The organism is Acinetobacter sp. SM1B, from assembly GCF_003289665.1.
Taxonomy (GTDB): Bacteria; Pseudomonadota; Gammaproteobacteria; order Pseudomonadales; family Moraxellaceae; genus Acinetobacter; species Acinetobacter schindleri.
On the sequence record NZ_QMBM01000001.1, the window covers coordinates 537,131 to 549,290 of the forward strand.

General features: G+C 40.9%; 9 protein-coding genes and 1 riboswitch. Of the genes, 3 read left to right on the forward strand and 6 right to left on the reverse strand.

Going from position 1 to position 12,160, the window contains the following annotated elements:
* Window positions 1-575 precede the first annotated feature (575 nt).
* The 5 genes from C8322_RS02615 to C8322_RS02635 all read right to left on the reverse strand — a co-directional run bounded on the left by C8322_RS02615 (window position 576) and on the right by C8322_RS02635 (window position 7,249).
* Window positions 576-2,021 carry a protein adenylyltransferase SelO gene (locus C8322_RS02615; RefSeq protein WP_008304217.1) on the reverse strand — a complete coding sequence of 482 codons (1,446 nt, stop codon included), beginning with the start codon at window positions 2,019-2,021 and terminating at the stop codon, window positions 576-578.
* Between the two features lie 125 nt (window positions 2,022-2,146).
* Entirely contained in the window at window positions 2,147-3,313 is a 1,167-nt protein-coding gene (locus tag C8322_RS02620) for an acyl-CoA desaturase (protein WP_008304219.1), read from the reverse strand.
* A gap of 513 nt (window positions 3,314-3,826) precedes the next feature.
* Entirely contained in the window at window positions 3,827-4,540 is a 714-nt protein-coding gene (locus tag C8322_RS02625; protein WP_004891492.1) for a glycerophosphodiester phosphodiesterase, read from the reverse strand.
* 148 nt (window positions 4,541-4,688) lie between these two features.
* On the reverse strand, window positions 4,689-5,270 hold the full coding sequence (locus C8322_RS02630) for a cob(I)yrinic acid a,c-diamide adenosyltransferase (protein WP_008304223.1): 582 nt from the start codon (window positions 5,268-5,270) through the stop codon (window positions 4,689-4,691).
* Between the two features lie 95 nt (window positions 5,271-5,365).
* Window positions 5,366-7,249 carry a TonB-dependent receptor plug domain-containing protein gene (locus C8322_RS02635; protein WP_008304224.1) on the reverse strand — a complete coding sequence of 628 codons (1,884 nt, stop codon included), beginning with the start codon at window positions 7,247-7,249 and terminating at the stop codon, window positions 5,366-5,368.
* A 37-nt stretch (window positions 7,250-7,286) separates the two neighbouring features.
* Window positions 7,287-7,497, reverse strand: a riboswitch (cobalamin riboswitch).
* 145 nt (window positions 7,498-7,642) lie between these two features.
* Between C8322_RS02635 and C8322_RS02640 the strand changes: the two genes are divergently transcribed.
* The 3 genes from C8322_RS02640 to C8322_RS02655 all read left to right on the forward strand — a co-directional run bounded on the left by C8322_RS02640 (window position 7,643) and on the right by C8322_RS02655 (window position 11,152).
* Window positions 7,643-8,284, forward strand: coding sequence for a phosphoribosylanthranilate isomerase (locus tag C8322_RS02640; RefSeq protein ID WP_008304226.1), 642 nt, complete (start codon window positions 7,643-7,645; stop codon window positions 8,282-8,284).
* A complete protein-coding gene (trpB, locus tag C8322_RS02645; RefSeq protein ID WP_004816119.1) occupies window positions 8,268-9,497 on the forward strand; it encodes a tryptophan synthase subunit beta in 1,230 nt (409 codons plus the stop codon). The genes C8322_RS02640 and trpB overlap by 17 nt, the downstream gene beginning before the upstream one ends.
* Before the next feature lie 662 nt (window positions 9,498-10,159).
* The gene (locus tag C8322_RS02655; protein WP_008304231.1) at window positions 10,160-11,152 is read left to right on the forward strand and encodes a DUF2804 domain-containing protein; all 993 of its coding nucleotides are present in this window, start codon (window positions 10,160-10,162) and stop codon (window positions 11,150-11,152) included.
* Window positions 11,153-11,211: 59 nt separating this feature from the next.
* On the opposite strand, the gene C8322_RS02660 is transcribed toward C8322_RS02655, so the two are convergent.
* Window positions 11,212-12,090 carry a metal-dependent hydrolase gene (locus C8322_RS02660; RefSeq protein ID WP_008304233.1) on the reverse strand — a complete coding sequence of 293 codons (879 nt, stop codon included), beginning with the start codon at window positions 12,088-12,090 and terminating at the stop codon, window positions 11,212-11,214.
* Window positions 12,091-12,160 lie beyond the last annotated feature (70 nt).

The following is a 12,160-nucleotide window of genomic DNA, read 5'->3' on the forward strand; positions in this document are numbered from 1 at the left end:
CTTGGTTTGAGATTCAATTTAATCGCTGGAATCTACAACTTGGAACTGAGTAAAAAATGATTTATGAAAGAGGTCTATTTTATTAAAATAATTGAGGAATAAGCTCATTTATAAATTTAAAAAGAATTAAGAAAATAAAAAATAACAATAATATAGGAGATAATAAATAATTTTTTTAGAAGGCAAATAATTTGATCTGCTTCAATAGTTCAATATCTTTCTGCTTCATTCGAGATAAATTAAAAGCCACCTGTTGATAAGAGTTTTTTATCAACTCTTTGATTGGAGATGCATCGAGATTTGGCTCTTCCAATCCTATAATTTAATGTTTTTTATTCATATGCTAACCGGTGCGGATATAAGGGTAAATATCTCGTAGTATTTCTCCATATTCAATTTTCAGCTTAACTGTATACATCACTGCTCTCACTGAACGATTGGGTACAACTGACCTCATGGAGAGAGTGTGATTTTCAGATGCTATTGGGTACAAGGTCATAAGCTTTGAATAATTTAAAGAAAAGTTGTGGATAATTTAAATATTATCCACAGCTTAGTGGAAAGTTGTGAATAAATTAAGATGAACAACTCACCATGACTTCTGGGACATCACTTGGTAAAGGGCCTAAATCTTCAGGCTGTTCGAGTTCTGATTGCTTGGTAAATGGCTGGCCAAGTAACTTGAACAGGCGATCTACTTCTGAGAAGTCATCTGCTTCAGCAAGCTCGATAGCTTTCTGGGCCATATGATTACGCAAAATATAATATGGATTAGCTTTAGTCATTTGCGTATCCAGCTCAGTGGTATCTTGAAACTCGCGAATAGTTTCATACTGGCTCAAGAAACTTTCAAAAGCACGACGGTCTAAGCAATCATCCTTAATGACGTCATACTCTTTATTCTGCAAACGGATAAAGCTTTGCGTGTAGTCCAATTGCTCAGATTGCAAGATACGCAGGAACGCCATGGCACAATCAAAACTGTCTTTATGAAAACCTGGCAAGCCCATTTTCTGATTTAGACCGAGTTTATAGTGCTTAAGGAAAGTCGGCTCGTAATGCTCTAAACAAGCTGCTAAATCCTGCTTCCATTGTTCCCTGTCATAGTCAGTAGGGCAGAGTGGTACAAGATTATTCAGCCATTGCCATAAATTCCAGTGAGCAATACTTGGTTGCTGTTGATAGGTATAACGCCCTTGATAATCCGAATGGTTATTGATCCAGTTCGGGCGGAAACGCTCCATAAATCCATAAGGACCAAAGTCCAGTGTAGAACCAGTGATATTCAGGTTGTCGGTATTCATGACGCCATGAGCAAAGCCGACCAGTTGCCACTTCGCAATCATCACAGCCGTACGTTGAATAACTTTTGTTGCAAACGCCAGAATCGGCTGCTCTGCTTCAAGACATTCTGGATAATGCCACTCCATACATTTCTGGGCAAATTCACTTAAAAGATCAGGTTGATACTGATTGATCCATTCAAAATGACCAAAACGAATATGACAGTCGGAGGTCCGTAACATCATCGCGCCAGGTTCAAGTTTCTCACGCTGAATCCCTTGAGCAGAGGAGGTAAAACCAACAGCATTACTGGAAGCAATACCTAAACAGTTTAGGGCATGGCCTGCAAGATATTCACGAATGACTGAACGTAATACAGCACGACCATCGCCCATGCGGGAATATGGTGTAGATCCGGCACCTTTTAAATGTAGATCAATAGTCTGATTATTTTTATCCAGAATTTGCGCAATCAACAGACCGCGTCCATCACCGAGCTGTCCCGCCCATTGGCCGAACTGATGCCCGGCATATACCATTGCGAGGGGTTCAAATTCAGCGAAAGTTTTCTGACCACTACAAATTTCTATCCATTCAGCTTTGTCCTGTTCCGACCACTGCAGCTGATCAGCCAAAGCCTCATTGAAATGACCTGCTTTAGGTTCTTTTAATGGAACCGGTTGTTGATGATGATAGAGGCGGGGAGGGAGCGTGTTATAACGAGCATTAAAGTGCATAGCAATCAGATTTAACGTATGTTTAGTTCACTATAACAAAGAATGATAACGAAAACTGTTGATCATTTTTGACCAGCTATAAATAGAAAATGCCCCGAATTCGGAGCATTTGTACAGTATCTAAATTATTCAGATACTGGCGTTTTTTTCAGGTTACGAACCAGTAAATTCAAAGTTTCACGGTGATGAGACAGGCGTTGTTCCACCAGCTGGAATTCCATCTTCAACTTGTCATCCATCTGATGGATTCTTTCAGCAACTGCTGCCTTTTTCACTTGAATTTCTTTTTCTTTCAGCTTGGCCCAGTCATTCAGGGTTTGTGTGAAAGCATCATATTCAAGGGCAATCTTGCTTTTGACATTGGCAATGTCTTCATTAACATCATGACCATACACGGCAAGATCTTGCTCGGCATATTTAAACTTCATTGCCAGCTCAGCTTTCTTGATGTTAAAGCTTGGAATACGGCGTAGGTTCTTTGCCAGACCCAGTTTAGAGCAGGTCCAGATTAACCATTTTGTTGGATCATACTGCCACCATTTCACCCCATTACGGTAATCGTACTGGAAAATGTGATGGTAGTTATGATAGCCCTCACCCCAGGTGGCAATTGCTAACCAGAAGTTATCACGTGCTGTATTTTCATCGGTATATGGACGTGAACCCCACATGTGACACAATGAGTTAATGAAGAAAGTCACGTGATGGCTCAGGATCAGACGAACTAGACCACTGAGTAACAATACACCCCAGACATCGCCTACTGCCCAGCCAATAGGAAGCAGAATCGCAGCATGCACAGCAATCACCAGCGGTACATAGTACTTGTGCTGGAACATTACGACTTTGTCATTCTGCAGGTCAGGTGCATTTTTGTAGTTCGGTTCTGCTGCCGGATAATCACGAAGCATCCAGCCTAGGTGCGCATACCAGAAACCATTGTTGATCGAGTATGGATCTTTTTCGACATCATCGACATGGCGGTGATGGGTACGGTGACCTGAGCCCCAGTATAAAATACTATTTTGTACAGCAAATGTACCCATGATCATCAGAATGATTTTTAGTGGTAAAGTCGCTTCATAAGCACGATGTGCCCAAAGACGATGGTAACCCGCTGTAATACCAAGGCTACTGACGCCAAGTAAAACAAACATACTGATCCAGGCAGCAAGACTGAAATCATGGTGATACGCATACAACGGGATCGCAATGACAGCTACGATTGGCAATGCAACCAAAGCAAATACAGCGACCCAGTTAATTGGGGCTTGAGGTAGGGGAGCATTCATCTCCAACAGCACTCCTGGAACCTAGGAAGATGTTTCTGAACCTAGGAAGGTATATCTAAAAGGCCAAATCCTCTAAGCTTTATAGGGGATTGAACTTATGCATATTAACATGGGCAACAGGGTGGCACTAGCTTTATTGCACAGGTGTATTGTACTTATGAGTAACAGAATAATTAAAACGAAATGTGACATTTTTAAGCTGTGATAAGGTGCAGTTTTTAACCATCAAAATTAAGAATTTGACCTGTTACGAAGCAGAAAATTTCTATTTAGTTCATGCGTGTATCAGTATTAGTCATATAAAAATAAGTTCAAAACAAATAGTTCTAAAAATGTATTATCAGTCATGACCATCAGGTCAGTACTTTCATGGAAGCTCTCCATAATGAGTACACTGTTAATAAGATTAGATACAGATGTATAGCAATACGTTTACTCAGCTTTTCACTATCTGATAACTAAAAGAAAACCTCTTAAATCTAAGAGGTGGAGAAAACAAAAAATTTATTATCTTTAGAGTTGTTGCAGCATAAGTTTAGGATAATCAGTAATTAAACCTTGTACACCTAAATCACGTAATTCTTTGGCACGCTCAATATCGTTGACTGTCCATACACTGATATTCAGTTGGGCAGTTTGAGTTGCCTTAATCATTTCTTTGTTGGCCAATTCATTCATCCAACCAATCTGACAACAACCCAGTTTAAGTGCCTGATCAATGGCTTTATGTTTTACATCAGTTTCAATCAATAAACCACGCTTAAACTGTGATTTTTGTTGTTGCAGTGCAGCATGAATTTTGGCATCAAAACTGGTAATAATAGCTGAATGTTCAAAGCCCTGGAGTTGTTGCTGTAATTCCAGGGTGATTTGTTCCGCGGCAGCTTCGGAAGCCACTTCTTTGATTTCGACTTCGATATGATCAAAGTTCTGAATGACATTTAAAGTCTGGTTTAAAAGGGGAGTTGGTTCAACCTGATTCCATTCAGACCATTGTACGGCATGATTATATGGGGACAGTTCTTCACGGCTGCATTCATAAAGATGCTTTTGCTGGCCTGTGGTACGTACAAAATCATCATCATGCATAATAATCAAGGCATTGTCTTTAAGTTGACGTACGTCAAACTCAACCGCGCGAATCCCGATTTCCTGAATATATTGAAATCCACCAAGGGTGTTTTCTGGTGCTTCCCCACGCGCACCACGATGGCCGATTATACGCATGTTGCGATAACCTGAAAAAATAAAGATAAATACATGATGTCGAATAATTATGACGGAACAATGACGATATTCTGCGCCTTTGGCACTTTATTGCAAAGATCGTCGACGCAGATTTTTCTGTGGAGTTTAATAAGTTTTAGCGGTTTTATTAATCAATAGTTTCATTGATATTTTTCTGCCATAGTACTTCAGAACCGCCTTCAGCACGTTGTAAAGTACGTGAAGCTACAAATAACCAGTCTGATAGGCGGTTAAGTAGTTGAATTGAGGTTGCCTGAATATTCTGGTCACGGCTGTGTACAGACATGACACTGCGCTCAGCTCTACGGCAAACAGCGCGCGCCTGATGGGCATAGCTACAAGACAATGAACCAGCCGGCAAAATAAAGTCTTTCAGCATTGGTAAGGCTTCATTCATACGGTCAATATCATTTTCTAAAAAATCAATAGATACCGGTTGAACCAAGTTAAAACCGGGAATACAGACCTCACCACCCAAATCAAACAACCAGTGCTGGATCAGGCTAAGTGATTTGTCCCAAGTCGCTTTATCTTCAATTGGACTTATACTGATCTGGGAGCGTAATACACCAATGGTTGCGTTGAGTTCATCGACATCACCCAAAGCGGTGATACGTAAATCATCCTTGGCAACGCGTGAACCATCACCCAAACCTGTGGTGCCTGAGTCGCCGGTACGGGTATAGATCTTGCTTAAACGGTGGCCCATAATAGATCCTTAAATAATTAAATGCTGTAAATAAAAAGAATCATGCCATAGGCATGACATGATTCTCAAAAGTATTTATTTAAACTGTAGTGAACTTAATATTTGAAAGTAACACCAGCAGAAGCGAGTCGGCCACCATTTAAGTAGTAGTTTCCATAATCTTGATATGAAGTTTTGAATTTAGTGTCGCCCATATTCTGAATATTTGTGAAAAGCTTAACAGATGGATTTAGATTCCAATGAGCATTGAAATCTGCTGTCATATAACCTGGATTATCATGTTTGTAGTCCCAATCTTTGGAACTAGATTTTGCATTTAAAGACAAGCCCAAGCCATAGTTTTCATTCGTCATACCTACAGTTGCAGTAGCATTGTGACGTGGGCGACGAACGAGATCACGATTATCTGAGTCATCTTTAGGTTGAACATAGCTATATGATAGACGTGTATAGAATTGATCAGCTTGCCATTTCAATGCTGATTCAAATCCTGTCAGAATCGCTTTTTTAATGTTTTGATTTTCGCCTGCTTTATAGGTGATCAAGTTTTCAATTTCATTACGATATAAGCTAAATTCAGAGCTAAAACCATGTGAATAATTTTGATTTAAACCAATTTCATATGAAATGCTTTCCTCTGGTTCTAAATTTGGATTACCTGATGAGCTGTATAAATCATTTGCACTTGGTGCTCTAAAAGCAGTACCGATATTGGTATATACACTTGTATCTGATGTAAGTTTATAACGAAGTGCAGCTTGACCTACAGTATGTTCGCCAAACTGCTTATTATCTTCTAAGCGAATACCCAATTGAGTATTCAATTTATCATTATTAAATTGATGTTGAACATAATATCCATTTGAATCTAATGACGTATTATATTCAGTTCCATAACTTAGACTATTAACATCTGATTTGTTAATCGTTCCACCAATTAATATATTTTGATGCGGTGTTAGCTTCCATCGAGCATTCAGGTCATATTCTTGACGTTCATTTAAAGTGTAGTCAATTTCTGAGCCAACATAGGTAGAATTCCAATCACCTGTAATTTCATCTTGTACCCAATTATATATATCAGTTAAATCATTTTGGACAAGGTTGTCTTCAAATTTAGAGTAGCGCGCATTAAGCTCCCACTGATCATTTAATTTGAGTGCACTCTTTGCAGTGAATAATTTATTTTCAAAGTTATGAGAGCGTTGTGCACCATAATCATCGTATTGGCTTGAGCCTTGATTTTCACTGTATTCGATACTTGCGTTGTATTGGGCTTTATCAATGCCTAATTTGGTGGTAAAACCTTTTTGATCAAAACTTGCTTTGGGGGTGTTGGGAATATCTGTGACAATCGTACCATCAGTTTCAAGGCGTTGACCGCGGATTTGAGTATAGATCCCATTTTCTGCTAAATCAGCCCCAACTACAGATTTATACGTTTTATTTTCACCGATTTCGCCTGTAACAAATCCACCCGACTTTTTAGGGGCTTGGGTAATGATTTGAACAACACCGCCAATCGCATCTGAGCCATAAAGTACAGAGGCAGGACCTTTTAATACTTCAACTTGTTTGATATCAGTGGTATCAATAAAAGCCAAAGATGCTGCGTTAGATGTTGCTGTGTTAAGTCGAACACCATCACGTAATACGAGGGTATGATCTGATTCAGTACCACGTAAGAAGATCGATGATTGTTGACCAATACCTCCTGCTTGAACCATGTTGATAGATGCATCATTCTTTAATAGTTCTGGAAGTGATGTAATCGATGATTGCTCAAGAATTGCAGGCTCAATAATCGAGATGCGTGCAGGGACATTTTCAATGTTTTCTGCAGAACGAGTTGCTGTAACCACAATGGTATCTAAAGATGCTTTCGCAACTTTTTGCTCGTTAGCAAAAACAGATGAAGTGGTACCCAACGCAAGTGCGATCGCACCTACCAAGGCAGTAGGTTGACAATGAAGTGACATGTTAAAGCTCCCTACATTCACTTCCCCGTGAATGATTGAGTTATAGAACACAACAAGCAGGTTTCCGGACTTAAATGTGCAAAGCAGCGACTTTGCTGTATATCCACCTTCCCACATCAAGATGCAGTGGTGTAAACCAAAGAGTTTAAATTGATAGACGTTTCATTTTTTACCGTTGCGGGGGCAGTGCTGGATTTACACCAGCTTCCCTAAAGCAGAAAGCTTTGACTTGTTGCAAGTTGAGCGCAGTATAAGTCGAGCATGTTATTTAAACAATCTGAATAAATAAATATCAGATCGAACTTTACGCAAGCTATAAAAATTGCTTTACAATGATTTGCTCAATTTTATAGATCGGCTATGACATTGAGGAAATTTTCGAGCCAAATCAATATGCGAACCCGTGCCAAAATTTGTGGAATTACCCGAGTTGAAGATGTACATGCTGTAGTCAATGCAGGCTGTGATGCGATTGGATTTGTATTTTATCCGCCGAGTCCGCGTAGTGTGACTTTAGCGCACGCTGAAATACTGATTCAGACAGTTCCTGCCTATGTACAGGCAGTGGGATTATTCGTAAATAGCAGTGCCGATGAAATTCAGACTATTTTAAAAACCGTGCCGCTGGATATCCTGCAATTTCATGGTGATGAAACTCCAGAGCAGTGTTGGTCGATAGCCAGACAGGTTGGACGCCGTTGGTACAAAGCCATTCAGGTCAAACCCGGTCTGGATGTAGTAGCTGAAATTCAAAAATATCAGGATGCAGGCGCAAGTGCAGTGCTGTTAGACGCATGGCATCCAGACTTAAAAGGTGGAACAGGGCATAGTTTTGACTGGACCACTTTCCCTAAACTTAATATTCCTTTGATCTTGGCAGGGGGATTAAATCCTGACAATATCGAACAGGCAATTCTCACCACACATGCGTATGCGGTGGATGTGAGCGGCGGTGTCGAGTCCGCAAAAGGTATTAAAGACCAACAACTCATCGAACGCTTTATGCAAGGAGTCCTACGTGGATCAGCAAAATAATGTGATTGACTATACCCAATTCCCTGATGCAAAAGGGCATTTCGGTATTCATGGCGGGCGTTTTGTGTCAGAAACTCTTATGGCAGCTCTGGAAGACCTGGAGAAGCTGTATTTCCGTATGAAAAATGACGAACAGTTTTTGGCAGAATTCGACCGTGACCTCGCTTACTACGTAGGTCGTCCAAGTCCGCTTTATCATGCTGAACGATGGTCGAAAGAGTTGGGTGGTGCGCAAATTTACTTGAAACGTGAAGACTTGAACCATACAGGTTCGCATAAAGTAAATAACACGATTGGTCAGGCGCTGCTGGCAAAACTATCTGGTAAAAAACGTATTATTGCGGAAACTGGTGCAGGTCAGCATGGCGTTGCAACAGCAACCATCGCAGCGCGTTTGGGTCTTGAATGTGTTGTATATATGGGCGCAGATGATGTAAAACGTCAGGCCATGAACGTGTATCGTATGCGTTTGTTGGGTGCAAAAGTTGTTGCAGTAGAAAGTGGCTCTAAGACTTTGAAAGATGCCATGAATGAAGCAATGCGCGATTGGGTGACAAATGTTGATACCACATATTATGCAATCGGGACGGTAGCAGGCCCACACCCGTATCCGCAACTGGTTCGTGATTTCCAGTCGATTATTGGTCGTGAAGCACGCCGTCAGATTCTGGAACAGGCGGGTCGTCTTCCAGATGCTCTGGTTGCTTGTGTCGGTGGCGGTTCAAATGCGATGGGCTTATTCTATCCATTCCTGAATGATCAAGATGTGAAAATGTATGGCGTTGAAGCAGCAGGTCATGGTATCGAAAGTGGTAAGCATTCTGCGCCATTGAATGCTGGTCATGTCGGTGTGCTACACGGTAACCGTACTTATCTGATGTCTGACGAACAAGGTCAGATTATCGAAACGCATTCGATTTCTGCGGGTCTGGATTATCCGGGTGTTGGACCGGAACACAGCTTCCTGAAAGATATGGATCGCGTGAAATACGTACCGATCAATGATGAAGAAGCATTACAAGGTTTCCGTGACCTCACCAAGATCGAAGGTATTATTCCTGCGCTAGAAAGCTCACATGCGATGGCATATGTGACTAAACTTGCTCCAACGATGTCTAAAGACCAGATCATCATTGCCACTGTTTCAGGTCGTGGTGACAAAGACTTGATGACTGTTGCAGGCATTGATGGCGTGGAAATGGTTGAGATGTAAATAATCTCCCTAACCCTCTTTACGAAAGAGGGAATAGCCCTCCTTTAAAAAAGGAGGGTTGGGACGATTTAAAAATCGTATTCAAGCAATTGAGTGCGATTTTTTTATGCAATAAAAATCCTCCTTCTTTGTAAAAGGAGGGGGAGGCAAGGATTGAGAGTTACAGCCTTCTTTTTTAATGCTTACGTATGAGCAGATCGGTTAGACAATATAGATGTTGCCGTAAGGCTGAGGTATAGGGATATATTTGCAGCCATTACAAAATAGTTTTGTTACTTTTGCCGAAACAAAAGTAATGATTTACTAAAGAATCAATATGCCGACTTATAATGAAAATGGGTGTGCGAGAAAAATGCTTCAAAAACTTTTCTGCAGGTAGATATTACTTTGGAAAAGCCCAAAGTAACCAAAGGCTTTTTAATCAGCAGACATTACATCCTGATAATGCTGCTCAATGGGCGACATCCATGTCGCAAAAAAAGTCTCCTATACAGATAATTAAAATTTTGGATCCTCAGAAAAAGAATAAGATTCAAATGAAATCAAATTCTTGCTCACAATTTGGCGATAAACGGTAGAAAAATTTCCTTATCAAGACTAAGGAATTAGCATAATATTGAACACGGCTGTATAAACTCTCCGACTTAGATGGAATGCCTTATATGGATTTAATTCAGGCAAATGGACAACCCCGTTACGGACGTTTCAAAGAGATTCCCAAAAGTATCGATTACAATGCTTACCAGTACAAAACTCCTTATGGCCAGATTGTTGCCGGCTGGCGTAAGCATCTTAAATACAAAAAATTCAAATTCTGTAGCATTCAGCATGAACACTACAGTATTGGCGTAGCGATCGCTGATATTGCCTGGGCAGGGCATGGTTTCTTCTATATCTATGATCATCAGACCAATGAAGTGCGGGAATGGAATGCGATCAATTTTCTGTCACGTCACACTGTTTTAGATGAACAGCCGCTGTTTAATCATAGTTATTTTCATAAATCTCCATACCAGATTGAAATTCAGCATGCCAATGGTGTGCGTTATATCACTGTGACCAAATATGGAGATATAAAGCTGAGTGCCCGGATTTTCTGTGCCGGAACAGATCCACTCAGTATGTGTAGTCCAACAGGTATTAATGGCTGGACTTATACCCAGAAATTAACGACTTTGGGCTGTGAAGGACATTTTGTTAACAAACAAGGGCAGACCATCCAGTTTAATGAACGTACCTTTGCTTCACTGGATGATACCTGTGGTTTTTTGCGTCCCGAAACAGCATGGTTCTGGTTATCCTGTAATTTTTGGGATACCAAGCAGAACCGGATTGGAATTAATCTTGCATCAGGCGTAAATGAAAGCTTTGGCAATGAAAACTGTCTATGGGTTAACGGCAAGATTTATGCCTTGACCGACGTGCTGTTTCAGCAGGAATCAGAAAATCAGTGGAGTATACACTCACTGGATGAGAAGCTAAATTTGCGTGTGACGACGGGCTGGCGCCGTTATGAAAATCTGAATCTGCGTCTGGTCGGTAGCCAGTTTAGCCAATGGCAGGCACGAGTATCCGGGACCATTCAGCAGGATGATCAGGAATATGTATTGCTAGATGAATATGCTTTGCTTGAACAGCATTATGCCAAATGGTAATCATCAGCAAGAAAAAAGCCTTTAGTTAAAGGCTTTTTTATTTTCTTACTTTTATTTTTTTAGTCTTTAGCTGCTCGCCAGAATGCTTCACCAGCCTGAATTGGATCATCGGTTTCACTCAGTGTTTTTACCCAGACGTCGTATTGAGCAATCACAGGATGCTGGCTAGGATGGAAATCCTTTTTAAACCAGTCACGATACTGTTTGCCCATACGGGTCAGCTTGCCTTTTTTACCAAAGAACCATGGCAGGCCGCGAATATTCATCTGCAGACGTTGGCGTGGCGTAAACCCGTCATGCTTTAACATCACATTGGCCCGATAAATGGTAAAGCCGATCATCAATACACTGGTCCATGCTAAGGTGAACTTTCGTAGATTTTCTGGTACATCACCTACTTGTTTCATTACATCAAACGCAACATCACGATGTTCCATTTCCTCGATTGCATGCCAGGCAAATAGAGCTCGCACATAAGGATGCGCTTCTTTCAAGGTGTCTTTATAAGCATAGAAGGTTTCTGCCATCAGCGCAGTCATATGCTCAGCCGCAGCGGTCATGGCAATGTTGTATTGAGGTGAGCGTTTTTCCAGTTCGAATTTGAAAATTCTGTTTAAACGCTGAATGAATTGATCTACTGGCATACCTTGCTGTTTCATGATCTGGTTCATCTTTTCATGGGCAATACCGTGTTGTGCTTCCTGACGGATAAAGTCTGCTACCCGTTTTTGCAGGTCAGGATCGGTAATTTTATCGCGAAATAGGCGTACGCTTTGAATGAAGTAGCGTTCACCATCCGGGAAAGTCAGGCTCAAGGCGTCAAACATACGGGTTAGGAAAGGATCACCGCCAAACCAGAAGCGAGGAATTTCATCAAGTTTAAAGTCAAGATTGGTGCGAACCACCGGCTGTACAGTTGTTTTTAATGGTGCATTCATCTTTTGTCATTCTTGTTGATGTCGATGCTGACAGTATGTCGACTATTACACAAATTGTTTTGACAGTTAT

What these genes read in the sequence shown, in the direction of transcription:
- C8322_RS02615 (WP_008304217.1), bottom strand. Translation starts at nt 2,021, where the DNA reads ATGCACTTTAATGCTCGTTATAACACGCTCCCTCCCCGCCTCTATCAT.
- C8322_RS02620 (WP_008304219.1), bottom strand. Translation starts at nt 3,313, where the DNA reads ATGAATGCTCCCCTACCTCAAGCCCCAATTAACTGGGTCGCTGTATTT.
- C8322_RS02625 (WP_004891492.1), bottom strand. Translation starts at nt 4,540, where the DNA reads ATGCGTATAATCGGCCATCGTGGTGCGCGTGGGGAAGCACCAGAAAAC.
- C8322_RS02630 (WP_008304223.1), bottom strand. Translation starts at nt 5,270, where the DNA reads ATGGGCCACCGTTTAAGCAAGATCTATACCCGTACCGGCGACTCAGGC.
- C8322_RS02635 (WP_008304224.1), bottom strand. Translation starts at nt 7,249, where the DNA reads ATGTCACTTCATTGTCAACCTACTGCCTTGGTAGGTGCGATCGCACTT.
- C8322_RS02640 (WP_008304226.1), top strand. Translation starts at nt 7,643, where the DNA reads ATGCGAACCCGTGCCAAAATTTGTGGAATTACCCGAGTTGAAGATGTA.
- C8322_RS02655 (WP_008304231.1), top strand. Translation starts at nt 10,160, where the DNA reads ATGGATTTAATTCAGGCAAATGGACAACCCCGTTACGGACGTTTCAAA.
- C8322_RS02660 (WP_008304233.1), bottom strand. Translation starts at nt 12,090, where the DNA reads ATGAATGCACCATTAAAAACAACTGTACAGCCGGTGGTTCGCACCAAT.